The 26,352-nt window shown below is 59.3% G+C and carries 22 protein-coding genes; 14 read left to right on the forward strand and 8 right to left on the reverse strand.

The annotated features are described in order from the left end of the window. Positions 1-20 precede the first annotated feature (20 nt). Positions 21-962 (forward strand): MBL fold metallo-hydrolase, encoded by a 942-nt coding sequence (locus VOI23_RS14885; RefSeq protein ID WP_323785706.1) that lies wholly within the window; start codon positions 21-23, stop codon positions 960-962. Positions 963-1,033: 71 nt separating this feature from the next. After that, positions 1,034-1,474, forward strand: coding sequence for a type II 3-dehydroquinate dehydratase (gene aroQ, locus VOI23_RS14890; RefSeq protein ID WP_323785707.1), 441 nt, complete (start codon positions 1,034-1,036; stop codon positions 1,472-1,474). Between the two features lie 62 nt (positions 1,475-1,536). Here aroQ and pobA read toward each other — a convergent pair whose 3' ends face one another. Further along, positions 1,537-2,706: a 4-hydroxybenzoate 3-monooxygenase gene (gene pobA / locus VOI23_RS14895; protein ID WP_323785708.1), complete on the reverse strand. Its 1,170-nt coding sequence runs from the start codon at positions 2,704-2,706 to the stop codon at positions 1,537-1,539. Between the two features lie 111 nt (positions 2,707-2,817). Here pobA and VOI23_RS14900 point away from each other — a divergent pair, with 111 nt between their 5' ends. Beyond that, positions 2,818-3,693 (forward strand): helix-turn-helix domain-containing protein, encoded by an 876-nt coding sequence (locus VOI23_RS14900; RefSeq protein ID WP_323785709.1) that lies wholly within the window; start codon positions 2,818-2,820, stop codon positions 3,691-3,693. A 5-nt stretch (positions 3,694-3,698) separates the two neighbouring features. On the opposite strand, the gene VOI23_RS14905 is transcribed toward VOI23_RS14900, so the two are convergent. Continuing rightward, a complete protein-coding gene (locus VOI23_RS14905; protein ID WP_323785710.1) occupies positions 3,699-4,646 on the reverse strand; it encodes a LysR family transcriptional regulator in 948 nt (315 codons plus the stop codon). A gap of 100 nt (positions 4,647-4,746) precedes the next feature. Here VOI23_RS14905 and VOI23_RS14910 point away from each other — a divergent pair, with 100 nt between their 5' ends. The 10 genes from VOI23_RS14910 (at position 4,747) to VOI23_RS14955 (ending at position 14,862) form a co-directional block, all read left to right on the forward strand. Further along, complete coding sequence (locus tag VOI23_RS14910) at positions 4,747-5,751, forward strand: class 1 fructose-bisphosphatase (RefSeq protein ID WP_323785711.1); 1,005 nt, start codon at positions 4,747-4,749, stop codon at positions 5,749-5,751. Positions 5,752-5,761: 10 nt separating this feature from the next. Then, positions 5,762-6,634, forward strand: a complete 873-nt coding sequence (locus VOI23_RS14915; protein WP_323785712.1) for a phosphoribulokinase — start codon at positions 5,762-5,764, stop codon at positions 6,632-6,634. Between the two features lie 11 nt (positions 6,635-6,645). Further along, positions 6,646-8,628, forward strand: coding sequence for a transketolase (gene tkt / locus VOI23_RS14920; protein ID WP_323785713.1), 1,983 nt, complete (start codon positions 6,646-6,648; stop codon positions 8,626-8,628). A gap of 21 nt (positions 8,629-8,649) precedes the next feature. Beyond that, positions 8,650-9,654 (forward strand): type I glyceraldehyde-3-phosphate dehydrogenase, encoded by a 1,005-nt coding sequence (gene gap / locus VOI23_RS14925; protein WP_323785714.1) that lies wholly within the window; start codon positions 8,650-8,652, stop codon positions 9,652-9,654. A gap of 23 nt (positions 9,655-9,677) precedes the next feature. Next, complete coding sequence (fba, locus tag VOI23_RS14930) at positions 9,678-10,760, forward strand: class II fructose-bisphosphate aldolase (RefSeq protein WP_323785715.1); 1,083 nt, start codon at positions 9,678-9,680, stop codon at positions 10,758-10,760. 17 nt (positions 10,761-10,777) lie between these two features. After that, complete coding sequence (locus tag VOI23_RS14935; RefSeq protein ID WP_323785716.1) at positions 10,778-12,166, forward strand: ribulose-bisphosphate carboxylase; 1,389 nt, start codon at positions 10,778-10,780, stop codon at positions 12,164-12,166. 76 nt (positions 12,167-12,242) lie between these two features. Beyond that, positions 12,243-12,938: a ribulose-phosphate 3-epimerase gene (gene rpe / locus VOI23_RS14940; RefSeq protein ID WP_323785717.1), complete on the forward strand. Its 696-nt coding sequence runs from the start codon at positions 12,243-12,245 to the stop codon at positions 12,936-12,938. Between the two features lie 21 nt (positions 12,939-12,959). Beyond that, a complete protein-coding gene (locus VOI23_RS14945) occupies positions 12,960-13,514 on the forward strand; it encodes a thioredoxin family protein (protein ID WP_323785718.1) in 555 nt (184 codons plus the stop codon). Further along, positions 13,514-14,170 (forward strand): phosphoglycolate phosphatase, encoded by a 657-nt coding sequence (gene gph, locus VOI23_RS14950; RefSeq protein ID WP_323785719.1) that lies wholly within the window; start codon positions 13,514-13,516, stop codon positions 14,168-14,170. The genes VOI23_RS14945 and gph overlap by 1 nt, the downstream gene beginning before the upstream one ends. Continuing rightward, positions 14,167-14,862 carry an HAD-IA family hydrolase gene (locus VOI23_RS14955; RefSeq protein WP_323785720.1) on the forward strand — a complete coding sequence of 232 codons (696 nt, stop codon included), beginning with the start codon at positions 14,167-14,169 and terminating at the stop codon, positions 14,860-14,862. The genes gph and VOI23_RS14955 overlap by 4 nt, the downstream gene beginning before the upstream one ends. 75 nt (positions 14,863-14,937) lie before the next feature. On the opposite strand, the gene VOI23_RS14960 is transcribed toward VOI23_RS14955, so the two are convergent. Next, on the reverse strand, positions 14,938-16,278 hold the full coding sequence (locus VOI23_RS14960; protein ID WP_323785722.1) for an aspartate aminotransferase family protein: 1,341 nt from the start codon (positions 16,276-16,278) through the stop codon (positions 14,938-14,940). Positions 16,279-16,559: 281 nt separating this feature from the next. On the opposite strand from VOI23_RS14960, the gene VOI23_RS14965 reads away from it, so the two are divergent. Next, positions 16,560-18,173: a GMC family oxidoreductase gene (locus tag VOI23_RS14965; protein ID WP_323785724.1), complete on the forward strand. Its 1,614-nt coding sequence runs from the start codon at positions 16,560-16,562 to the stop codon at positions 18,171-18,173. Between the two features lie 107 nt (positions 18,174-18,280). Here VOI23_RS14965 and VOI23_RS14970 read toward each other — a convergent pair whose 3' ends face one another. From VOI23_RS14970 to VOI23_RS14990, 5 genes are all read right to left on the reverse strand, one after another. Further along, complete coding sequence (locus tag VOI23_RS14970; RefSeq protein ID WP_323785725.1) at positions 18,281-21,403, reverse strand: efflux RND transporter permease subunit; 3,123 nt, start codon at positions 21,401-21,403, stop codon at positions 18,281-18,283. After that, positions 21,400-22,743, reverse strand: coding sequence for an efflux RND transporter periplasmic adaptor subunit (locus tag VOI23_RS14975; protein WP_323785726.1), 1,344 nt, complete (start codon positions 22,741-22,743; stop codon positions 21,400-21,402). Before VOI23_RS14975 ends, VOI23_RS14970 begins: the two co-directional genes overlap by 4 nt. A 202-nt stretch (positions 22,744-22,945) precedes the next feature. Next, positions 22,946-24,151, reverse strand: coding sequence for an ABC transporter permease (locus tag VOI23_RS14980; protein ID WP_323785727.1), 1,206 nt, complete (start codon positions 24,149-24,151; stop codon positions 22,946-22,948). Continuing rightward, positions 24,151-24,867, reverse strand: coding sequence for an ABC transporter ATP-binding protein (locus VOI23_RS14985; RefSeq protein ID WP_323785728.1), 717 nt, complete (start codon positions 24,865-24,867; stop codon positions 24,151-24,153). Before VOI23_RS14985 ends, VOI23_RS14980 begins: the two co-directional genes overlap by 1 nt. Then, the gene (locus VOI23_RS14990; RefSeq protein WP_323785729.1) at positions 24,857-26,110 is read right to left on the reverse strand and encodes an efflux RND transporter periplasmic adaptor subunit; all 1,254 of its coding nucleotides are present in this window, start codon (positions 26,108-26,110) and stop codon (positions 24,857-24,859) included. The genes VOI23_RS14985 and VOI23_RS14990 overlap by 11 nt, the downstream gene beginning before the upstream one ends. Between the last annotated feature and the right edge of the window lie 242 nt (positions 26,111-26,352).

Raw genomic sequence — 26,352 nt, forward strand, 5'->3', positions numbered from 1 at the left:
CGGGCATCCGGTGGGCGCGGTTGAGCCTGCCGTTCCGGTTGAACCATGTGAACATCTATTTCATCGAAGACGATGGTGGCTGGGCAATTGTCGATACCGGTATTTCCAACTCCGAAAGCCGCGCCGCGTGGCAGGCTTTGCTTGAGGGTCCGATGGCGGGACAAAAAATCACCCGAGTGATCGTCACTCATCACCATCCCGACCATATTGGCAATGCCGGGTGGCTGTGCGAAACGCTGGGGGTCGAATTACTGACGAGTGCCGGGTCGTTCCTGTCTTTTCTCTCTCTTACCAATCCCTCAGCGTCTGCCAAAGCCGATCCCTACACCCACTTCTATGCCCGCCACGGAATGTCGACGGAGGGTGCAAAACTGGTCAGTACATTGGGGCATGGCTATCTTCGGATGGTATCGATGCCACCGGACAGCTATCACCGCCTGTACCAAGGCATGGACCTTCGGATCGGCAGTCGCCAGTTTAAGGTTCTGACCGGCGACGGTCACAGCTTGGAACAGGTGATGCTGTATGACCCGTCGGATAATCTGTTCCTGGCCGCCGATCAGGTCATCGAACGGATCAGCCCGAATATTTCGGTTTTTGCCAGCGAACCCGCCGCAGATCCCCTGGGGCTGTACCTGAAGTCACTGGAGCAAATCAGCGATACAGTTCCCGAGGATGCGCTGGTCCTGTCGGGCCATCACCGCCCGTTTTACGGGTTGCATCAGCGCCGTGCCGAACTGGCACAGCACCATGCCGAACGTTGCGATATGATTGCGAACGCCTGTGGCCCCGCGCCCCAAAGCGTCAACGATCTGGTGCCGGTTCTGTTCAAGGGCAAGCTTGACGCGCATGAAGTCAGCTTTGCCTTCAGCGAAGCGTTGGCGCATGCGAATTACATGGCGGCAAAGGGCGATCTGAACTGGGTCGAAGAGGGAGAGCGTCTAAAGCTGATCCGTACCTGAGCTGGCAGGCTGTGCTTGCATTGCGCCGGGCCGGGTGCGAAAAAACGCCATACCCATAGGCGGATAAACGCATGACCAAGACGATCCATATCCTCAACGGCCCCAATCTGAACCTGCTGGGCAAGCGGGAACCCGAGATTTACGGCGATATCACGCTGGACAACGTCGCGGCGGATTGCAGCCGTCTGGCAACCGATCTGGGGTTGGAAACCCAGTTGATGCAATCGAACCACGAGGGCCAGATCGTCGACTGGATTCATCAGGCGCGTGATAAGGCGGCGGGGATCATCATCAATCCGGCTGCCTACACGCATACGTCTGTGGCGATTCTTGATGCGCTCAATACGTTCGAAGGCCCGGTGCTGGAGGTGCATATTTCAAACGTGCACAAGCGCGAAAGCTTTCGCCACCATTCCTATGTATCGCTGCGTGCGGACGGGGTGATCGCGGGCTTCGGCGTTGAAGGCTATCAGCTGGCGCTGCGGCGCATGGCGTCACTGCTGGCGGATTGAGCACCGAGCAGCGGCCGGTCAATGCTGCAACAGCGACACCCGGCCGCTGTTGCAGTGGTTGATCAGAATGGCAAGCCGACGTAATTTTCCGCCATCACCTTTTGCGCGCTTTCGTTGCGTTCGAGGAATTCCAGTTCGGCGCGCTGCATCTTGCGATCGAATGCGCTTTGTTCAGGATAGAGGTGCAGCATGTTCGACATCCACCAGCTGAACCGTTCCGCCTTCCAAATCCGGGCCAGCGCCTTTTCGGAATAGCGGTCCAGACCTTCCTCTTCGCCATCGACGTAGAACTGAACCATCGCGTGGTAGAGGTAATAGATGTCCGAAGCAGCCGTGTTCAGCCCCTTGGCCCCAGTCGGCGGTACGATATGGGCAGCGTCGCCGCAGAGGAACAGCTTGCCCCACCGCATCGGTTCGGTCACGAAGGATCGCAGCGGCGCGATGGATTTCTCGATTGATGGGCCGGTGATCAATTTCTCTGCCGTTTCTTCCGGAATCCGGCGCTTCAGCTCTTCCCAGAAGGCGTCATCGCTCCAGTCCTCGGGCTTATGATCCAGTGGGCACTGAACATAGTACCGGCTGAGATTTTCGTTCCGCATCGAACACAGCGCGAAACCGCGTTGGGAGTTGGAATAGATCAGTTCGTCATGCACTGGGGGGGTTTCTGAAAGAACGCCAAGCCAGCCGAATGGATAGATTTTTTCATATTCCTTGCGGACAGTTTCCGGGATCGTTTTACGTGACACGCCGTGGAACCCGTCGCAACCGACCACGTAATCGCAGTCGATCCGCTGGCCCTGACCGCCGACATTGAATTCCACATAGGGCGCGTCGCCATCGGCATCCTGAATGCGTACATCATCGACATTGTAGATGATCTTGCCATCCGCCGCTTCGCGCGCGGCGTAAAGGTCACGGGTCAATTCGGTTTGACCGTAAACGATAACCGAGGCATTGGCCCGCGCCGCGAAATCGACGCGGAACTGGTGATTGTCATAGGCGATGACGGTGCCGTCATGGATGTAACCTTCGCGGTCCATCCGGTCGCCGACACCTGCTTCGCGCATCAGCTCGGCAAATCCATGCTCCAACACGCCCGCACGAATCCGGCCCAGAACGTAGTCCTTGGTCTTGCGTTCCAGCACGACCGATTCAATTCCTTTGCGGTGCAGCAGCTGAGACAGCAGCAGGCCCGATGGACCCGCACCAATGATACAAACCTGTGTGCGCATAATTCTTCTCCCATCCTCGATTGCCGTTACTGATATCAGATCACAGTTTATTCGGAATGGCGCTTTTTCTCAAAGACTGGTACTAATCGAACATAAACTGAAAGGCCCGTCATGACCCGGATACCCGCCTATGCCCTTTATGGCGAACAACAGCTATTGCCGGACCTGTTACACTGCGAAAGAATTCTGGACCGGGCAGGACCGAATGGTTGGACTATTTCGGCGCATCGGCATCCGCATGTCCATCAATTGTTCCTGATCCGCCGCGGATCGGCGGTTCTGGGCGTCGATGGCAACCGGCGTGACCTGAATGAACCGGTTGTGATCAATATGCCGCGCTGGACGGTGCACAGTTTTTCCTTTTCGAAAGGCACCGATGGCTATGTCCTGACCCTGCCCACCGCCGAATTGCCGGAACTGTTCGGTCAACCTAATGACCTGGCGGAGCGACTGGAACATTGGGGCCTCCTGCCGGCGAATGATGTAATCTGTGCCCTGTTCGACAGCCTGCACCACGAACATTGCACCGACGATCCGGGGCGGTCGTTGATGTTGAAAGCCTTGGCGGAACAGATCATGGTGCGGGTCGCACGATTGCTGCCGGGACCGGAACGCGGTGACATTCCCGCGCGCTACAGCCAGATCATGGCAGGTTTCGAACAGTTGGTGCAGAAACATTTTCGCGACCGCTGGCGGGTCAGCGATTACGCCGATGCGCTGGCGGTCAGCGCGACCCATCTGACCCGGGTGGTACGTGATCTGACCGGGGCATCGGCGCAGGCTTATGTCGATGCGACGATATTCCGCGAAGCCTGCCGGCAACTGGCCTATACCCGTATCGACATTCGCCAGATCGGTTTCGATCTGGGCTATGACGACCCGGCCTATTTTTCCCGCATGTTTCGCAGGCGCGTCGGCATGTGTCCGTCGGATTACCGTAGCAAAGTCAATATCGGTGCCCCCGCACCATCTGCCATCGGTGCCTGAGCCCCCTATTCCGCAATCACTTCAGCGACTTCTTCAGACCGGATCATCTCCATCGCGTGGCTGCGAATTTCATCCCAAACGGTCTGCATCGCCCCGGTCAGCCGCAGATCCGAACGGTGCAGCACGAACCAGTGCCGCATGATCGGCAATCCCCCGGCCCGGATCAGCGCCAGTCGACCAGCGCGCAGTTCGTCAATCACCGTATGCGCTGACAGTAGCGCCACGCCCAAGCCAGCGATCACCGATTGCTTGATGGTTTCATTGCTGCCCATTTCGGTAAAATCATAGACCTTGCCCTGCCCTAACCGGTCAAGAAATCGCATCGCAAGTATTCGGGTGCCGGAGCCTTCCTCACGCATCATGAAATGTTGACTGAGAATATCTGCCTTGGGCACTTTCCCGGCGCCGACCAGCGGATGATCGGGTTTGGCAATCAGCACATGCTGATGGGGCCCCAGCGGTTCGGCCATCACATCGGGTTGCCGCGGAGGACGGCCCATCACCGCGATGTCTATGCGTTCGGACTCTAGCCCTTCTATGATCTCATTGCGGTTCCCGACGATCAGGCGAATCTCTATTTCGGGATGAAGATCCTTCAACCGCGCCACAATTCCAGGGGCGAAATACTTGCCGGTACTGACCACGCCCAACACAACACGGCCTGCGGCGCCACGCCGCACGGCCTCGATATCCTCGGCAGCGCGGCTGAGCGAACCCCAGGCTTTTTCGAAAGCTTCGATCAGAATCCGGCCTTCCTGAGTGGCATGAAATTGTCCCGAAACATCCCGATCAAGAAGTGGCGTTCCGAAATTTTCTTCCAATAATTTCAATTGGCTATGCACCGCCGGCGAGGATAAAGACAAGCTGTTTGCAGCGGCGGCAATCGTTCCGTGTTCTGCCACAGAAACCAGCGCCCGCAGTTGTTTGAAAGTCAGCGCCTTGAGGTTCTGCATTCCAAAATTCCTAACACAAATTCAAAAAGATTAAATTTTCTTATCTTCATTCTTGGCCAACAACAATCCCATCCACTGCTAAAGGAGGGAGGCCTTGGCGATGAGCGAGACATCTTACATCGAAATGGAACAGGTGCCCAAGGCCCTGCGCCCGATGATCGAGGCAATATGCCGGGTCGGGTCTGAACTGAGCGTTCAAATCGCGCGTGGCCCATTGGAAGAGCGGCATGGCGCTGAACTTGGTTCGAATACCGACGGCGATACCCAGAAAGCGCTGGACGTGATCGCAGATAAAGCCTTTGCCCGCGCACTGCGCGGCACTGGTGTGCGCCATTACGCATCCGAAGAACGCGAAACCGTCGAAGTTCTGGACCCCGCCGGAGACTTCGCACTGGCCATTGATCCGCTGGACGGGTCGTCGAATATCGACGTGAACGTGTCCATCGGCACAATCTTTTCGATCTATCCCGCCCGCGAGATCCCCGACGATAGCTTCCTGCGATCAAGCGAAGAACAGATCGCGGCGGGCTATCTGATCTATGGACCGCAAACCACTTTGATGGTCACCTTTGGCAATGGCGTCCTGCAATATGTCCGCGACCCGCTGGACGGCAGGTTCAAACTGACCGTTCAGAACCTGACCATTCCAGAAGGCGCCCGTGAATTCGCAATAAATGCGTCGAATTACCGGCATTGGTCGAAGCCGATCCGGGCCTATATCGACGATTGCCTCGCAGGGGTCGAAGGGCCGCGCGACAAGAATTTCAATATGCGTTGGGTCGCCTCCCTGGTGGCGGAAACCCATCGCATTCTGACCCGGGGCGGTATTTTTCTCTATCCCTCCGATGACCGCCCCGGGTACGAACAGGGTCGTTTACGCATGGTCTATGAATGCGCTCCAATCGCCATGCTGGTGGAACAGGCAGGCGGTCAGGCCAGTTCGGGCTGCGATCGTTTGCTGGGCCAATCCGCCGAAACGCTGCACGCCCGCACACCGCTGATTTTCGGATCAGCAGACAAGGTCAGCCGGGTCTGCGCCTATCACGATCTTCCGGAACAAGAAGTCTCCGCCCTGTTTGGCAATCGCGGCCTGTTCCGCGCCTGAGGAATGCAAAATGTCTAAAAAACATCCCATCATTTCGGTGACCGGGTCTTCCGGCGCTGGCACCACCACCGTCAAAAGCACCTTCGATCAGATTTTTCGCCGCGAAGGGGTCAACGCCGTATCCATCGAGGGTGACGCGTTCCACCGCTACGACCGCGCCTCGATGAAGGCGGAACTGGAACGCCGTTACGCAGAGGGCGACGCCACCTTCAGCCATTTTTCTTATGACGCCAACGAATTGGCCAAGCTCGAAGACGTGTTCCGCACCTATGGCAAAACCGGCAAGGGCGAAACCCGTCACTATGTGCATGATAACGATGAAGCCGAACGCTGGGGCTCGCCCCCCGGCACTTTCACCGACTGGGCTCCGTTCGAGGACGATTCCGACCTGCTGTTCTACGAAGGGCTACATGGCGCGGTGGTCAATGACGAGGTAAATCTGGCGCAACATGCCGACCTGAAAATTGGCGTGGTGCCGGTGATCAACCTCGAATGGACCCAGAAAATTCACCGCGACAAGGATAAACGCGGTTACACGACCGAAGCCGTCACCGACACCATCCTGCGCCGGATGCACGCATATGTTCACTGTATCTGCCCGCAATTTGTCGAGACGGATGTGAACTTCCAGCGCGTACCGGTGGTCGATACTTCGAACCCGTTCTGTGCCCGCTGGATCCCGACTGCCGACGAAAGCCTGGTGGTGATCCGCTTCAAGAACCCGCGCGGCATCGATTTCCCTTACCTGACCTCGATGATCCAGGGCAGCTGGATGAGCCGCGCCAATTCCATCGTCATTCCCGGCGGCAAGATGGATTTGGCGATGCAGTTGATCTTTACCCCGATGATCGACCGGCTGGTCCGTGAATCAAAGCGCGCCTGAGGAGATACCAAATGAATTTGCAGAGCCCCGTTTCAGTATCCGAACAGGTCATGGCTAATGCCATCCGCGTGCTTTCAATAGATGCCGTTCAGGCGGCCAATTCCGGTCACCCCGGTGCCCCGATGGGATTAGCCGATGTGGCAACCGTGCTGTTCAACCGCTTCATGCGGATCGATCCTGCCGATCATAAATGGCCCGACCGCGACCGCTTCGTGCTGAGCGCCGGGCATGGGTCGATACTGGTCTACGCGATCAATCACCTGCTGGGCTATGACGATATGGACATCGACCAGCTGCGCAACTTCCGCCAGATGGGATACCGCACCGCAGGTCACCCCGAATACGGCCACGCCAAGGGGATCGAGACGACCACCGGCCCGCTGGGTCAGGGCATCGCCACCGCCGTTGGCATGGCGTTGGCCGAACGAATGCAGAATGCCCGGTTTGGCGACGCGCTGGTCGATCACTACACTTACGTGATCGCCGGTGACGGCTGCCTGATGGAAGGCATCAGCCACGAAGCGATCGATTTCGCCGGGCATATGAAGCTGGGCCGGATGATCGTGTTCTGGGACGACAACAAGATCACCATAGACGGGTCGACCGACCTGTCCACCTCGACCGATCAGCAGGCGCGGTTCGCAGCGGCGGGTTGGCATGTGCAGTCGGTCGACGGCCATGACCACGACGCCATTGCCGCCGCCATCGACGCGGCACGCGCCGACGACAGGCCGTCAATGATCGCCTGCCGCACGGTGATCGGCAAGGGCGCCCCCAACAAGGGTGGCAGCCACAAGGTGCACGGATCACCCCTGGGCGAGAACGAGGTCGCCGCGACGCGCGCCGCACTGGACTGGCCCTACCCCGCCTTCGAGGTCCCCGAAGAGATCAAGGCTGCCTGGGAACGGATCGCCGCGAATGGCGCGCGGCTTCGCAAGGGCTGGCAGGAGCGGCTCGACGCGTCCCCCGCCCAGGACGATTTCACCAAATCCATCGCCGCGCCGGACAGCGCCGCGCTCGATGCCGCGATGAACGCTTACAAGGCCCGCCTGTCGGCGGATCAGCCCAAGGTCGCCACTCGCAAGGCCAGCGAAATGGCGCTGGAGGTGGTCAATGCCACCCTGCCCAACACCATCGGCGGCTCGGCCGACCTGACTGGATCGAACAACACGCTCACCAGTGATATGCGCCCGGTCAGCAGCGATGATTACAGTGGCGATTACATCCATTACGGCATTCGCGAACACGGCATGGCCGCTGCGATGAACGGTATCGCTCTTCATGGCGGTTTCGTGCCCTATGGCGGCACCTTTCTGGTCTTTGCCGATTACTGCCGCCCGGCGATCCGCCTGTCGGCGCTGATGGGGGTGCCCGTCACCCATGTGATGACGCATGACAGTATCGGCTTGGGCGAAGACGGTCCGACCCACCAGCCGGTGGAAACCATCGCGTCCTTGCGCGCCATGCCCAATCTGAACGTGATCCGACCCGCCGACGCGGTGGAAACCGCCGAGGCCTGGCAGATCGCCGCCGGGTCCGCCAGCACCCCCACTGTGCTGTGCCTGTCGCGGCAGGGGCTGCCGACCCTGCGCACCGCCCATACGGATGCCAACCTGACCGCCCGCGGCGCATATGTGCTGCGTGAAACGCCCAAGCGCGACGTCACCCTGATCGCCACCGGGTCCGAGGTTGAGCTGGCTATGAAGGCCGCCGACCTGCTGGCCGAAAAGGGCGTTCAGGCGGCGGTGGTCTCTGCCCCCAGTTTCGAGCTGTTCGCCGCGCAGGACGACGCCTATCGCGCGCAAGTGCTGGGCGACGCCCCCCGCGTCGGGATCGAAGCCGCCGTGCGGATGAGCTGGGGCCGGATGCTGCGCCCCGAGGACGAGTTCGTTGGCATGGACAGCTTCGGCGCCTCCGCCCCTGCGCCTGCGCTTTATGAACATTTCGGCATCACGCCGCAGGCCGCCGCCGATACGGCGCTGGCCCTTCTGTGACCGCAAAAAGACGAGGATGATATGACTGTCAAAGTAGCCATCAACGGGTTCGGTCGCATCGGGCGATGCACCTTTTCCCACATCGCCGAAAGCGGCCGCAACGATATCGAGGTCGTGGCGATCAACGCCACCGGCCCGATCGAGACCACCGCGCATCTGCTGCGCTACGACTCTGTCCATGGCAGATTCCCCGGCGATATCCGGGTCGAGGGCGACACGATCGACGTCGGCAACGGCCCGATCAAAGTCTATTCCACCTATGATCCCAGCGAACTGGACTGGAACGGCGTCGACGTTGTGCTGGAATGCACCGGCAAGTTCAATTCCAAGGACCAAAGCCAGGTTCACATGCAGCAGGGCGCGAAATCGGTATTGATCTCGGCCCCTGCCAAGGGCGTCGACCGGACCGTGGTGTTCGGCGTCAATCACCGCGACCTGTTGCGCAGCGACACGGTGATTTCCAACGGGTCCTGCACCACCAATTGCCTGGCCCCGATGGCAAAGGTGCTCAACGACGCAATCGGCATCGAAAGTGGCATCATGACCACGGTGCATTCCTATACCGGCGATCAGCCGACGCTGGACCGGCGCCACCCCGATCTCTATCGCGCCCGCGCTGCTGCCTTGAGCATGATCCCCACCTCGACCGGCGCTGCCAAAGCAATCGGAGAGGTCCTGCCCGAGCTGAAAGGCAAATTGGACGGGTCCGCTATCCGCGTCCCCACCCCCAATGTCAGCGCCGTCGATCTGACCTTCCGCGCGGGCAGGGATGTCAGCGCAAGCGACATAAATGCCATCATTGCCGAAGCCGCGAACGGTCATATGCAAAACATCATCAGCTATGAAACCGAACCCAAGGTTTCGATCGACTACAATCACGAAACCCATTCCTGCAACTTTGCCAGCGATCAGACCAAAGTCATGGGCGGCCGTCTGGTCCGGGTGCTGGCCTGGTATGACAATGAATGGGGCTTCTCTTGCCGCATGGCCGACAACGCCGCCCATCTGGGCCGGATCTTGACCTGAATCCATCTGAAGGAGGGAAACCAATGGCATTTATCACACTCAGACAGCTTCTGGATCACGCCGCCGAACACGGCTATGGCGTGCCAGCTTTCAACATCAACAACATGGAACAGGGGCTTGCGATCATGCAGGCGGCGTCGAAGACCGACGCGCCGGTGATCCTGCAGGCCAGCCGTGGCGCGCGGTCCTATGCCGGCGATATCATGCTGCGCCACATGGTGACGGCACTGGTCGAAATGTTCCCCGACGTACCGGTCTGCCTGCATCAGGATCACGGCAATAACGAAGCCACCTGCCTGAGCGCGATCCGGCACGGGTTTACGTCGGTGATGATGGACGGCTCGCTGGAAGCGGACATGAAGACGCCCGCCTCCTACGATTACAATGTCGACATCACCAAGCGGGTCAGCGACGCCGCCCATTGGGTCGGAGCCAGCGTCGAGGGTGAACTGGGCGTGTTGGGCAGCCTTGAAACCGGCGAAGCGGGCGAAGAGGACGGATCCGGCGCGGTCGGCAAGCTGAGCCAGGACCAATTGCTGACCGACCCCGATCAGGCGGTCGATTTCGTACTGAAGACAGAATGCGACGCGTTGGCCATCGCCTGTGGCACCAGCCACGGAGCCTATAAGTTCAGCCGCAAACCCACCGGCGATATCCTGTCGATGGCCACCATTGCCGCGATCCATGACAAACTGCCAAACACCCATCTGGTGATGCATGGATCAAGTTCGGTGCCGCAGGATTTACAGGACATCATCAATGCCTATGGCGGCGAGATGCCGCAAACCTATGGCGTGCCGGTCGAGGAAATCGAAAAAGGCATCAAGATGGGCGTGCGTAAGGTCAATATCGACACCGATTGCCGGATGGCGATGACCGGCCAGTTCCGCAAGATCGCGCAGGAAAAACCGTCCGAATTCGATCCGCGCAAATTCCTGATCCCTGCGATGGACGCGCTGGAGGATCTGTGCCGCGACCGGTTCGAACGCTTCGGCACCGCCGGTCACGCCGCTTCGATCAAACCCATTCCGTTGGATGACATGGCCCGACGTTACGCCGATGGCAGCCTGTCGCCCCAAACTGCCCGCTCGCAAGCGGCCGCTTAACCGAGGAGAAGTCAAACATGGATCAATCAAACCGTTATGCCCGTCTGGACCTGACCGAAGCCGACCTGATCGCCGGGGGACGTCATGTTCTGGTCGCCTATCATATGAAACCAAAACCCGGATATGGCGGCTATCTTGAAACCGCCGCGCATTTCGCTGCCGAAAGCTCGACCGGGACCAATGTGGATGTATCGACCACCGACGATTTCACCCGCGGCGTCGATGCCTTGGTCTATGAAATCGACCCGGACAAGGAACTGATGAAAATCGCCTATCCGGTGGACCTGTTCGACCGCAATATCATCGACGGGCGCGCGATGATCTGTTCCTTTCTGACGTTGGCAATCGGCAACAATCAGGGCATGGGCGACGTCGAATATGCCAAAATGCACGATTTCTACGTGCCGCCTGCCTATCTGCGCCTGTTCGATGGCCCCTCGACCACTATCGCCGATATGTGGCGGGTGCTGGGCCGGCCCCATGTTGATGGCGGTTTCGTCGTCGGCACCATCATCAAGCCCAAGCTGGGCCTGCGGCCGCAACCCTTTGCAGATGCCTGTTACGATTTCTGGCTCGGTGGCGACTTCATCAAGAATGATGAACCGCAGGGCAACCAGATTTTCGCGCCGATGAAGGAAACCATCACGCTGGTCGCCGATGCGATGAAACGGGCGCAGGATGCGACCGGCCAGGCCAAGCTGTTTTCGGCCAATATCACCGCTGACGATCCGTTTGAAATGATCGCGCGTGCCGAATTCATTCTGGAAACCTTCGGCGAAAACGCCGACCATGTCGCCTTTTTGGTCGATGGCTATGTCACCGGACCGGCAGCGATCACCACCGCGCGGCGCCAGTTCCCCCGTCAGTACCTGCATTATCACCGTGCCGGCCACGGCGCCGTGACCTCGCCGCAGGCCAAGCGCGGCTACACCGCCTTCGTGCTGTCGAAAATGGCGCGGATGCAGGGGGCAAGCGGGATTCATGTCGGCACCATGGGCTTTGGTAAAATGGAGGGCGAAAACAGCGACCGCGCGATTGCCTACATGATCACCGAAGACAGCGCCGACGGACCCTATTTCCATCAGGAATGGCACGGCATGGCACCGACCACCCCGATCATTTCGGGCGGGATGAATGCGCTGCGGATGCCCGGCTTCTTCGAAAACCTCGGTCATTCCAATCTGGTCATGACCGCTGGCGGCGGCAGCTTCGGTCATATCGACGGGGCAGCATCGGGTGCGATTTCGCTGCGTCAGGCCGAACAGTGCTGGAAAGAAGGTGCTGATCCGCTCGAATTCGCCAAAGATCACAAGGAATTCGCCCGCGCCTTCGAAAGCTTCACCAGTGATGCAGACAAACTGTACCCCAACTGGCGCGAAGCGCTGCGGATCAATTCCGCTGCCTGATACCGTTGGGGCGGCACCGCCGCCCCAACCGTTTTCCGGCCCCGAAAACGCCGCCCGCCCAAAAGGAGAGACTGATATGAGTTTTGACCGTTCCCTCAAGATCGCGCCGTCGATCCTGTCCGCCGATTTCGCCAATTTCGGCCAAGAGATCGAAGCGATCGAGGCGCAGGGCTGCGACTGGGTCCATGTCGATGTGATGGACGGGCATTTCGTGCCCAACCTGACCTTCGGTCCGCCGCTGTGCAAGGCGATCCGCAAACATATCAACACGGTGATGGACGTGCATCTGATGATCGCGCCGGTCGATCCCTATATCGACGCCTTCGCCGAGGCGGGCGCCGACGTGCTGACCGCGCATCTGGAATCCGGGCCGCATATCCATCGCACGCTGCAGGCGATCCGCGGCGCAGGCTGCAAGGCCGGTCTGGCGCTGAACCCCGGCACCGGGGTCGAGGATATCGACTACCTTCTCGACATGGTCGACCTGGTCTGCGTGATGACGGTAAATCCCGGTTTCGGCGGGCAGAAATTCATTCACAGCCAGATCGAGAAGGTGCGGAAATTGCGCGCGATGATCGGCGACCGGCCCATTCATATCGAAATCGACGGCGGCGTGACGCCTGAAACCGCACCTTTGGTAGTCGAAGCGGGGGCCGATGTTCTGGTCGCCGGATCGGCGGTGTTCAAGGGCGGATCGGTGGACAACCCGGCACCCTACGGCGACAATATGCGGGCGATCCGTAACTCGGTGGCGTCGCTCAAGGCCGCCTGATTACCCCGGAAGGACGAAGACATGGCTGTGTCGCCCCCGGTCTGCGATTTTGGCTGGCCCGCACCCGATTTTTCCCTGCCCGCCACCGATGGCAAAACCTATCGGCTGTCCGATGTAAAAGGCCCGAACGGCACCCTGATCATCTTTATGTGCAACCATTGCCCCTATGTGCTGGCGGTGTTGGACCGCATGCTGCGAGATGCCAAGGACCTGCAGGCGCTCGGCATCGGGGTCGCGGCGATTTCAGCCAACGATGCCGGGACCTACCCGGCTGACAGTTTCGACAAGATGAACGAATTGGCAAAAGCACACAGGCTTCCCTTTCCCTATCTCTATGATGAAAGCCAGAGGGTCGCCCGCGCCTATAATGCCTGCTGCACCCCGGATTTCTTTGGTTTCAATTCCAATTTGAGGCTGCAGTATCGTGGTCGGCTCGATGCGTCGCGCAAATCAGCCGGACCGGCAGATTTGCGCCGTGACCTTTTTGAAGCGATGAAACAAGTGGCGGAAACCGGCAGAGGCCCCGCCGAACAGATCCCCTCAATGGGATGTTCTATCAAATGGAAGACCGCATAATGGCAAGAATTGTTTTCGACCTCGATGGCACGCTGATCGACAGCGCGCCAGATATCCGCAGCATCGCCAATCTGATCCTGTCCGAGGACGGGCTGGAACCAATTTCACTTGCCGAAACCATCAGTTTCATCGGCAACGGCGCTTCGGTCTTCGTTGAAAAAATGCGCGCGACGCGCGGGATTCCGGACGATAATCATGCACGGCTTCTACAGGCGTTTCAGGACCGGTATGACAGCCATTTCGATCTGACCGCGCCTTATCCCAATGTGCGTGAAGCACTGGCGCATCTGCGCGGTGACGGGCACCGGCTGGGTCTGTGTACCAACAAGCCGATGCACGCAACGCGGGCGGTACTGTCGCATCTGACGCTGAACGATCCCTGGAACGTGATCTATGGCGGCGATAGCCTGGCTCAACGTAAACCGGACCCGGCGCCGTTGCTGGCGGCTCTTGCCGAATTGGGCGATGGTCTCTGCCTTTATGTCGGCGATAGCGAGGTCGATGCGGAAACGGCAGAACGGGCCGGGGTGCCATTCCTGCTGTTCACAGAAGGTTATCGCAAGACGCCGGTGGACCAGTTGACCCATCGGGCAACTTTTGCCGATTTCGCCGACCTGCCGGCGCTTGTTCAATCGCAACTGGCCGTACTGGCATGACCCTGCGCGCGTTGATATTCGATGTCGATGGCACGCTTGCGGAAACCGAAGACCTGCACCGGCAAGCCTTCAATGACAGTTTCGCCGCCGAAGGGCTGGGCTGGAACTGGGGCCGCGACACTTACCGGGAGTTGCTGAAAACCACCGGCGGCAAGGAACGGATGTTGGCCTTTGCCTCGCGCGAAGGCATCGAATTCACCACGGAAAACGCAGTGCGGCTGCACACGATCAAGACCCGGCGCTATGCCGAATTGGTGGACCGGGGCGGACTGGACCTGCGCCCGGGGATCGCCGATTTGATTGCCAAGGCGCGGGCGCGGGGGTTGAAGCTGGCCGTTGCGACCACCACCAGCCCGCAGAATGTCGACCGATTGTGCCAAAGCTGCTGGGGTCGTCCGGCAGATCAGGTTTTCGACGTCATTGCCGCCGGCGATCAGGTACCGCGCAAGAAACCCGCGCCGGATGTGTATCAGCTGGCGCTGACCCGCCTGGGCCTGCCCGCGAGCGCTGCCATTGCGTTCGAAGATACCGCCAACGGGGTGCATTCGGCCTGCGCGGCGGGCATCCGCGTCGCGGTCACACCGTCGATGTATAGCGGCGCCGAGGATTTCAGCGGCGCGGATTGGATTTTACCGACGCTGTTGCAGTCAAACTGGACGGCTGATTTGGCAAGGCTGCTACCCGCTGCCTGACCCATCCCTTTCATCATACTCCAGATACTCGACAAGAAACGGCGCGCCCCTTGCAGTGGGCGCGCCGTTCAGCATTCAGAATGACAGCGTTCCAATCGCGTCGTCGACGATATCGAACATCTGGTTCACCTGATCTTCGGTGATGATCAGCGGCGGGCAGAACGCCACACTGTCGCCCAAGGGCCGCAGGATCAGTCCACGTTCCATACAGGCATTGACCAGTGCCGGACCAGCGACACCCACGGCATCCCCCTGCGGGTGCAGTTCCAGTGCCCCGATCAATCCAATGCCGCGCATTTCTTTCGCCAGATCATGCTCGGCCAGCCTGTTTAGGCGTTCCAGAAACAGCGGCGACAACCGGGCGGCGTTCCCGACCAGATCGCGTTCTTCGATGATTTTGAGGTTTTCCAGCGATACCGCAGCGCCAACCGGATGACCGGACCCGGTAAACCCGTGCCCGAAGGTACCGATCCGGGCGGTTTCATCGGCGATCGGCTGATAAGTGCGGTCATTCATCATCAACGCCGAGAATGGAATATAGGATGAACTCAGCTGCTTCGACATCACCATGATATCGGGCTCGATCCCCATTGTCTGACTGCCGAACATCTGGCCGGTACGTCCGAACCCGCAAATCACCTCGTCGGCGATCAGCAGGATGTCGTATTTCTTCAACACATCCTGAATCGCCTTCCAATATCCTTCGGGGGGAACGATCACGCCGCCTGCACCCATCACCGGTTCGCCGATGAAACCGGCAATGGTGTCGGGGCCTTCGGTCTGGATCAGGTCATCGAGTTCACGGGCCAGTCGGGCAACGAAATCGGCCTCGGTTTCGCCATCTCGTGCGAAGGCCGAATAATGCGGGCAACCAGCATGCATCACCTGCGGGATCGGCAGATCGAAGGACATGTGGTTATAGGGCAGACCGGTCAGGCTTCCGGACGCGACGGTGATGCCGTGATAGCCCTTGATCCGGCTGATGATCTTTTTCTTTTCCGGCTTGCCCAACGCGTTGGACCGGTACCACAGCAGTTTGACCATGGTATCGTTGGCCTCGGACCCCGAATTGGTGAAATAGACCTTTGACATCGGCACCGGTGCCATCTGGATCAGCTTCTCTGCCAGTTCCGCCGACGGCGTGTGCGACCGTTGCGCGAAAGTATGATAATAGGGCAGTTTGCGCATCTGATCGTTGGCCACCTTGGCCAAACGGTCTTCACCGAAGCCCACCGCGACCGACCACAGACCGGACATGCCTTCGATATAGCGCTTGCCCGAATTGTCGGTGACATAGATGCCATCGCCTTCTTCGATGATCAGCGGACCTTCTGCTTCCAACGTGCGGGCGTTGGTATAGCTGTGCATGTGATACGCGGCATCGCGCGCCTCGATCGAGTTGGGTTGTACGGTCATCCTGTTTCCTTCCTGACAGCAATGCGGGCGGGCCTGAGCCAGACTCACCAGCGTCGACGAATTGGCCAGAGTTTCACGAAACCATCAGGACACCACAAGACAAATTACGTCTTTTTGATCAAATTTTGCGACCTTCCCTTATCGGTGACTGTTATCGCCTTCGCCGCGCCAGCGCCGGATGCCGTCACGGCATCGATGACGGAACTGGACAGGGCTAGCGAGGTTTGCTGAACTGGACCGAAAAGGGCTGGCGGGATGGACCGCCGGACGGGGGGATCGGAATGGAATTCGACTATGTGATCATCGGCGGTGGATCGGCGGGCAGCGTTTTGGCGGCGCGGCTGAGCGAAGACCCGACTGTTTCGGTCTGCCTGCTGGAAGCGGGTGGCAACGGCAAAAGCATCCTGATCCGCGCGCCCGGGGCGGCGGTGGCGATGGTGCCCGGTTGGGGCAAGATCAACAATTGGGCCTTCAAGACGGAGCCACAGGAGGGTCTGAACGGTCGGCGCGGATATCAACCACGCGGTCGCGCTCTGGGTGGATCATCCGCCATCAACGCCATGTTGTATGTCCGCGGTCATACGTCGGACTATGATGGTTGGGCCGATCTGGGGTGCGACGGATGGTCGTGGGACGAAGTCCTGCCCTATTTCAAACGCGCGGAAAATAATCAGCGCGGCAGTGATGCGCTGCATGGCGGCAGTGGCCCGCTTCAGGTGGCGGATCAGACCGAACCCCGACCGCTGTCGCAGGCTTTTGTTACTGCCGCAGGCCAAATGCAGCACCGGGTGCGACAGGATTTCAACACCGGGGATAACGAAGGAGCGGGACTGTATCAGGTCACCCAGTTTCATGACCCGGCCAAACGCGGCGAACGCTGTTCGGCGGCGGCGGGATATCTGCATCCGGTACAGCACCGGACCAACCTGACCGTGCTGACACATACCCGTGCCACCCGGATTTTGGTCGAGGGTAAGCGCGCCACCGGCGTGGCCTGTCGCGTCAAGCGCAAGGACCTGACCGTCAAGGCGCGGCGCGACGTCATCCTGTGTGGCGGGACCTTCAATTCGCCGCAACTGCTGCAACTTTCGGGCATCGGGCGGCCCGAAGATATACAGCCGCACGGGATCGAGATGGTGCACGAATTGCCAGGGGTGGGGCAGAACCTGCAGGACCATCTGGATTTCGTACTGAATTACAAAACCCGAGATACCGATAACTATGGCGTCGGGCTGACAGGCACTGCAAATCTGATCCGGCATATTCTGCGCTGGCGCAAATCCGGCATCGGCATGTTCGCCACGCCCTTTGCCGAAGCTGGCGCGTTCTTGAAAACAGACAGCGCCCTCGACCGACCCGATATCCAGTTGCATTTCGTTATTGCCATCGTTGACGACCACGCCCGCAGGCTTCACCTCGGCTATGGGTTTTCCTGCCACGTCTGTGCCTTGCGACCCTATTCGCGTGGCCGGGTGTTTCTGACCGATGGCAATCCGTTGCAGGACCCGGGCATTGACCCGCGCTTCCTGTCTGATCCGCGTGATCTGAAAACCATGATCGACGGGGCCCGGATGACCCAGGCAATCATGCAGGCGCCGGCGCTTGCCACTTATGAGGGCCGGGAAATATATGGCGTTCAGGATGATATGCCGGACGCGGATTGGGAAGGTCAGATCCGGGCACGGGCCGATACGATTTATCACCCCGTCGGCAGTTGCAAGATGGGGTCAGACGATATGGCCGTGGTCGATCCGCGGTTGCGGGTTCGCGGAATCGAGGGGCTGCGCATCGTCGATGCTTCGGTCATGCCGACATTGGTCGGCGGCAACACCAACGCCCCCACGATCATGATCGCCGAAAAAGCCGCCGATATGATCCGTGCAGATGCCGGATAGAACGCGCTGTGGGTCATCCCCTGTGGTTTGCATTCTTGTGTCGCCTTCCAATTGAAAGCCGCCCCGAAAGGCGGCTGACTGGATCAGGATATTGAAGGCTAGGACGATCACAAAATCGGAGTTTCGCGAGCACGTGATTTATCGCTATCAAACTTGGAAATCCATTGGCGCACGCTGACAACGTCGAAATAGATGGAAAGCACCGAGGGGAAAACCAGCACCACCAGAACCATTGCAGCGACCAGACCGAAAGCGACCGATACGACAAGCGGAACAAGCGTCTGCACTTGCGGGCTGGAATCCAAGATGATCGGAATCAGCCCCATGAAGGTGGTCGATGTAGACAGAAGGATCGGCCGAAACCGGTCGCGCACAGCATTCAGCGAAGCCGACACGTAGTCATCACCCTTAAGATGCGTTTGGAAAAACGTCAGAAACAAGATAGCATTGTTGACGACAATCCCGGCCAACGACGCAAATCCGATCAGGCTCGGCATCGAGATGTCCAGCCCAAGCGCCCAATGCCCGAGAATGGTCCCGATCAGTGCGAACGGTATCGATACCATTACGACAAACGGCAGGGTATAGGACCGGAATTGAAAAGCCAGCACCATATAGACACCGACAAGCCCCAAAAGCAGCGCCGACATCATCGACGCCTGTGATTGCTGTTGTTCTGCCGTGGCTCCTCCGATCCTGATCCGGACGCCCGGGAACTCTTTTTCCAATTCCGGCGCCAATTCATCCAGAACGACTGCTGAGATTGCCGTGGAGGTCGTTGCGTTCCGGTCGATCTTGCCTTGGATGCGGGCCAATACCATGCCGTTCGCGCGTGTCACGCTGGGATAACCCGCAGCGATAGACAGATCGGCTACCGTTGCCAGGCTGGTCTGGCCGCCACCTGCGAGGAAAATAGGGAAGCGTTCCAGCTCGGTCAGGCTTGCGACGGTGTCGGCCAAAAGCACCCGAACGGTTCGATCACTGGCACCCGAGCGAAAACTGTCCGTCTCGACCCCTTCGAAAGCGTCGCGGAGTTGGCCAGACAGCGCCTGAGGCGTCAGCCCCACAGAATAGCCGTATTCGTTGAGACGAAGCTGAACTTCGTCACGTCCGCCGTAAAGATCCTGAAAAGCTTCGGTCACATCGGCCCGCGCCAACAAAGCCGTCACAAGCTGCCCGGCGGCCGCTTCGATCTCGACAAGGTCGCGCCCCAGAAGTTCCACATCCAGATCGAGTCCCCCCGGCCCACGTTCAGCCTGTGAGAAGCTGATCTGGACGATGTCCGGCAGCGGCCCCGCCGCCAGCCGCCACGCGTCGAGAACGTCATCGGCCAGAACATTGCGTCGGGAACTGTCCAGCAGGTCGACTGTTATCGTCGCAGTATGCGCGCCATTGTCGGAGACGTCGGTGTTGACGGCGTACTGAACCAAAACGCGCTCGACCAGCGGTTGACCGTCTTCGGTGGCCGGGGTCAGTTCGGTATTCACCTGGTCCAGACCGTTCAGAAGCTGTTCAACCGTCTGGACGGTGCGTTCGCGCGTGATACCTGACGTCAGCGCAACGCGGGTCATGATCGTGTCGCTCTCTGTGCTCGGAAAGCCGATAATCTTGATCTGACCCGACGCGACCAGCCCAACGGAAAGAATCATGGCAGCAATGACCGACCCGAGGGTCAGGTAACGATACCGCACCATCGCCTCTGCCAAAGGCAGGATGGCCCGTTCCTTGACCCAGTCAAGCGCACGGGCCGCCGGGCGATGTTCGTGGGCATCGGGATCGACATGCGCAACATGGCTGAGATGGTTGGGCAGCAGCAGGAAACCTTCGACCAGCGACAGAGAGAGCGTGATCAGCAAGACCATCGGGATGAACTTTAGGATCTGACCCATCTCGCCGGACAGGAACATCAGCGGGCCGAAGACACAGGCGGTGGTCAGAAAGGAGGAAAAGACCCCCGGCAGCACTTCGAGCGTGCCTTTCGCCGCAGCCTCCATCGGTGGGGCCTTGCGGCGCCACTTGTCGATGTTTTCGGCAATCACGATACTGTCATCCATGATCAGCCCCACGGCCATTAGAAGTGCTATGAGTGTTATCATGTTGATGGTGATGCCCAGCGCGCTCATCACGAACAGCCCGCCAAGGAACGACACCGGCAAGGCTGCCGATATCCAAAGAGCCTCGCGCAGCGAAAAGAACAGCCACATGGTCACGAAGACCAGAACTAGGCCCATTGCGATGTTTTGAAGGATCAGCGTCAGGCGTTCCTCTATCAGGTCTGTCATGTTGTTGATCACCGTGATCTCGAACGGTTCAGGCCACGCGGCGCGTTCCGCCTGAAGAACCTCGTCCACCCGCTGCCAGACACGGATACTGTCCTCGTCGCGCGATTTCGAGATCGAGACGATGGCCGTCTGTACGCCGTCGATATAGCTTTGGCGGTTCTCGTCACTGTCTACAAGCGTGATGGTCGCAAGATCAGAGAGCCGTACAAGGCCCCCGTCACCGTTTTCGATCACGATGAGGTCCTCAAGTTCAGCAAGGGTACGGCTGGCCCCGACATAGCGTAGAACAAGGCTCGTTTCGCTCAATCCGGCACTGCCGAGCGGTTGGCGCAGGCTGCGTGCCTCGATCGCAGTGACCAGATCGTGGCTGGACAGCCCGAAACGACGCAGCGCCTGCTGATCGAAGGTGACCTGCAACTCACGGTCGGTGATACCCGACACCGTTGCATCGGCCACCCCCGGCAGCGCCAAAAGCGTATCTGCCAGTTCGTCGGCATAGGCAATGAGCCCTTCCTTGCCGGAAATTCCTGATATGGCGATCATCGCCACAAGGTCGGTCTGCGAGGCGATCTCGACTGTCGGCGTATCGGCGGCTTCGGGGAAATTGTTGATGCCGGAAACGGCGGAAAAAACATCGTTGAAAAACTGGATTATGTCGCCATTTTCCTCCAGCTCCGCCGTCGCTGCAGCGCGTCCGTCAACAGACAGGCATTCGAAATCTGCAAGCCCGGTGAGCCCACTGAGCGCATCTTCGAGCGGACTGCAGATTTCCTCGTCGACATCCACCGCGGACGCGCCGGGATAGACCACCGATACCGCGACGCTGTCTGCGGTGAATTCCGGAAAGGTTTCGCGTTCAATATTGCTGATCACCGCGACGCCGAGAATGCAAATCAGCGCCATCAACAGGTTTGCCGCCACCGGGTGGCGCACGAAATAGTTGATCATTGCACTGCTCCGTCCACCGAAACCGGCGTCAGGCGCATCCCTTCGATTGGCGGGCGGGGGGCAGACAGGACAAGCCGGTCGTCTTCGATCAAGCTGTCGCGGATCAACACGTTGTCCCCGGCGACCGGACCCAGAGTGACCGGCACGATGCTGAGCCGGTCGTCGCTGTCAGCAAGATAGACGAAAGGCGCGCCATCATCGCCATGATGAAGCGCAGTTCGCGGAATGGCGATCGCGTCTTCCGGGGTTTGCGTTTCCAGCACGACCGAGACAAAGCTGCCCACGTTAAGGGGCGGCCGCCGTGCAGGACCACCCGCCAGGAAAGGGTCGTCGATGCGAACGGCCAGACCGATCGTGCCTGTCTCATTGTCTATCGTGCCGCGAAACCGGACAATTTCAGCAGGGTATTCCGCGTTAAAGCCTGCGACATCAAGCTGAACAGTGGCGGTCACGCCCCTGTCCCGGAGAAGTTCGATGACCTTGGTCGCGTCAATCTCGACTGCCTGCTGTATGGTCTGCCCCAGGGCGAACTGGATCACAGAGGAAAACGCCTGAGGCTGGAACGATGCCACGACTTCGGCCGAATCTATGGCCTCCAAAGTAAGCAATTGTTCGCCAGTTCGCACAAACTGGTCCGCCTCGACGCTCTTATCGGCTACGCGACCGCGGAACGGCGCGGCAATGGTTGTATTTGCAAGCCCGCGTTCGGCCTCTGCCAGTTCCGCCCTGCGCACCGCCAAGGTTGCCTCTGCCGAGGCCCGTTTCGCCGGAAATAATTCGAGCGTGTTGGTCAGATTGGTAACGGCGTTCTCTTGGGCCAGAAGGGTCTTTTGCGAGGTGTCCAGCGACGCGGCCGTACTGGTCCCGCGCTCTACGAGGTTGGAAACCCTTTCGTATTCCGCCCGCGCAACCTCCAGAATACGGTTTTCCAAGGCAAGCAGGCGGCTTGAATTGGCCTTTTGTCGTTCCAGTTCGGCAAGTGTTGCTTCGGCCCCCGCAATATTTGCTTTCGATTTCTGGATGGCCAGTTCAAAATCCGTCCGGTAGATCTGAACCAGCACCGCGCCTTGATCGATGACAGTTCCCTCTGCCAGATCGCCCACGAGACCGACAACCCGCCCGTCGACCTGACTGACTGCGGTCCAGCTTCGGACCGCTTCAACCCTGCCATAGCCTGTTGCTGACAGGATCAGACGCTTTGGGTGAACCGTGGTGACGCGAACGGCCAAACCGGTTTCTTGGTGAATTTCCGATTGCGGCTCCCCGCCCTTGGTCATCCATATAAAGCCAATGACGGCAAGCGCGACAGGCGGCAGGAAAAGCAGGGATTTGAAATTCATCGTTCGTTACTCCAGTCCCGTAGGGGGAACCGCCATCCGTTGCGACGCGACTTGTGCTCGCGCTCCGGGCAGCTGATTTTGTTGCATCAACAATGACATTGGCCGGAACATGAGGCCATCGCATAGTTGGATTTAGTTCTTGGGTTCCGCGGTTGGCCCGGGCAATGCCGCGGCGACCTGTCCGTCAAGATAAGTTCTTCGCTCAATGCCGAAGCGCCTCGATCGGGTCGAGGCTGGCCGCCGACCGCGCCGGAAAATAGCCGAAGACGACACCCACCGCCGCCGAGAATGCAAAAGCCAGAGCGATGATGCTCGGGTCCGGAATGAAGGGAACGTTCAGAACCTGTGCGCCGACAGCCGCAAGCCCCATCCCGAGAATAACACCAAGCAGCCCACCCAAAGTCGACAGCACGACCGCCTCGACCAGAAACTGCATCAGAACCTGGTTCGCCTGCGCGCCCACGGCCATGCGAATGCCGATCTCACGGGTGCGTTCGGTGACCGAGACCAGCATGATGTTCATGATACCAATCCCCCCGACCAGCAAAGAAACCGCCGCCACCGCCGATAGAAGCCCGGTCAGCACGTCGCTGATCCCAGTCAGCATCGAGGACAGTTGCTCCATCGTGTTGACGGTGAAGTCGTCATCCTCGCCGGGACCAATACGGCGGATTTCCCGCATCAACGCCGTAACGTCGTTGACCGCGCGGTCGGTCGACACCCCGTCGCGCATGGATAGCGAAATCAGCGGGACATCAGGGCTGCCCGCGATGCGGCGGGCATAGGTTTTGAACGGGATCAGCACGATATCGTCCTGATCGGTGCCAAAGGTCGAGGCGCCCTTGGCCTTGAGCACACCGACAACTTCGCATGAAACGTTTTCCAGACGGATGTCTTCTCCCAGCGGGTCGGAATGACCGAACAGCGCTTCGACAACCGTCTGACCTAGAATGCAGGCGGCTTTGCCCCCCTCTTCGGCATCTGTGAAGGCGCGCCCTGACTGAAGCTCCCAATTCGACAGGACGAGGTACCGCGAATCGGTGCCCGTCACTCTGGTTCGATAATTGTCGTTGCCGTAGACCGCGACGAGCTGGCTCGAGGCTGTCGGAGCCCCGGTTGTGATGCTGGACAACTGATCGACGAGCTTGTCGACATCCTTGAGGTCGAAGGGCTGAGCCAAAGAACTGCCGCTTCCGGGTCCCATCCGGGCCTGACCCGGCGACAACATCAACCGGTTGGAGCCGAGGGTTTCAACATCTGCCGTCACCTGTGCGGCCGACCCCCTGCCGATCGTGACCATCGCGATGACAGCCGCGACGCCGATCACGACACCAAGAACCGTCAGGAATGACCGCATCGGGTTGCGCAGAATTGCCTGCAAGGCCAGCTTGAAGGTTTCCCACAGCATCACGCGGCCCCTTTCGTTGTTTTGCGGTCGTATTCCACCTTGCCATCGACCATCCAGATCAGCCGGTCGGCGTATTCGGCCATATCCTCTTCGTGCGTGACCATAATGATGGTCAGCCCTTCGTCCCGATTGAGCCGCTGCAGGAGCTCCATGATTTCGACCGATCGCATGGTGTCGAGATTGCCAGTAGGTTCGTCGGCCAGAATGACCTGCGGATCGCCTGCCAATGCCCGCGCGATTGCCACACGCTGTTGCTGCCCCCCCGACAGCTCTGACGGATCATGGTCGGCGCGTTGCGTCAGACCGACCTTTTCCAGCGCAGAAATCGCCCGCGCCTCCCTTTCGGCGCGTCCCAGGCCCTTGTAGATCAGCGGCAGTTCCACATTCTGCAACGCCGTGGTGCGCGGCAGCAGGTTGTACCCCTGAAAAATGAAACCGAGGTAATGGCGGCGCAGCAAGGCTCTCTGATCGCGGTCAAGTCTTGCCACCTCGATACCGTTGAACATGTATTGTCCCGATGTCGGGCTGTCGAGACAGCCCAGAACGTTCATCGCCGTGGATTTGCCAGAGCCCGAAGGCCCCATGATGGTGATGAATTCACCCCGCTTCACTTCGAAACTCACACCGTCCAGCGCATGCACTTCGGCCTCGCCCTTGCCATAGACGCGGGTGATATCGCGCAATGCGATGAATGGTGACGGCGTGTCATTTGGCATCGAAACGGTCCGTGATCACCTGATCGCCTTCGCTCAGATCGCCCGACAGGATAACGGTCGAGCTGCCATCCGTCTCGCCAGCCTCTACGGGGATTTCAACAGCGACGTCATTACGCAGAACCCAAACGGATTTCAGTGTCGTTGCGTCGTCTCTTGCCGTCTTATCACTCGGTCCGGACGGCATGATCATCCCCACCAAACCGCTGCCGGAGCTTTTCTTTTCCTCGACAACTTGTGCAGGCACATATCGCAGCGCGGCGTTGGGAACGACCAGCGCATTCTCGACCGACGCGACGATGATATCGGCGGTTGCCGTCATTCCGGGACGCAGCAGCATGTCCCCGTTATCCAGCGTCAGGATGCCCTTGTAGGTCACTACCCCGTCGACAGTTTCCGAGGCCAGCCGCAATTCAGTAATCTCGGCCGGGAATTCCTGATCATCATAGGCTTCGACCGTGAACGTTGCGGGTTGGCCCACGCTGACACGCCCGATATCAGCCTCGTCGATATCGACCTGAAGTTCCATACGGGTCAGGTCCTCGGCGATGGTGAACAGGACCGGCGCAGACAGCGACGCGGCGACGATCTGTCCTTCGTCGACGTCACGGTCCAGCACCACGCCCTTGACCGGAGAACAGATGCAGGCCTTGCTCAGGTCCACCTGCGCCAGATCGACATTCGCCTTTGCCAGATCGCGCGATGCGATGGCGGACAACAATTCAGCCTGTGCGCGCTCATAGACCGCCTCTTGCGCGATGAAAGCCTGTTGTGTTTCCACCCCGCGCTGAGCCAGTTGCTCACCACGCTCATACTCCGCGCGCGCTTCCTTCACCGTCGCCTCGGCCACCGCGACCTTGGCCTCGGCAGAGGCGAGCGATGCTTTCTGCACCGCCAATTGCGCCTCAAGCTTGGCCGTGTCCAGTCCGGCCAGAACGGTTCCTTCTTCGACGGCATCGTTGAAATCAACATGCACCTTCGTGATCGTTCCCGACAGTTCACTGGAAATTTCGACAAAATCCGTCGGTTCAACCGTTCCGGTCGCTGACACAGTGACCTTGATGTCGGCGCGACCGACTGTTTCTGTTACATATGTTGTCTTCTGCGCCGATCCGGTAAAAGGAACAAACGCCCAGATCGCAACACCGAAAGCGACAACCACAGCGACCGCCAGCCAACGCCATGATCGCTTTTTGTGCCTGCCCAAACCAAGTATCTTGGCCATCTCGTCACTTTTCGGCGCCATTCCAGGTTCTTTCGACACGCGCGGTCCCTCGTTCAAATTTGGAGGCTTAGTCTGGCCGACCTGACACAGCGCATAGCCACGGTGCGTCGCAGGCCGACACTTTCGCCCAAACTATCATTACGCGTCTCCCAGCGGATTCCGTCACACTGAACGACGTTTTCATATTTTTTTGTAAAGAAGATGCCTGTTCGGGATCCCTTCAATATTCCGTTGATGCATTTCCCAACTCGATGCGGAAAATT

It is taken from the genome of Thalassovita sp., assembly GCF_034670005.1.
In the GTDB taxonomy this organism is placed as follows: Bacteria; Pseudomonadota; Alphaproteobacteria; order Rhodobacterales; family Rhodobacteraceae; genus Thalassobius.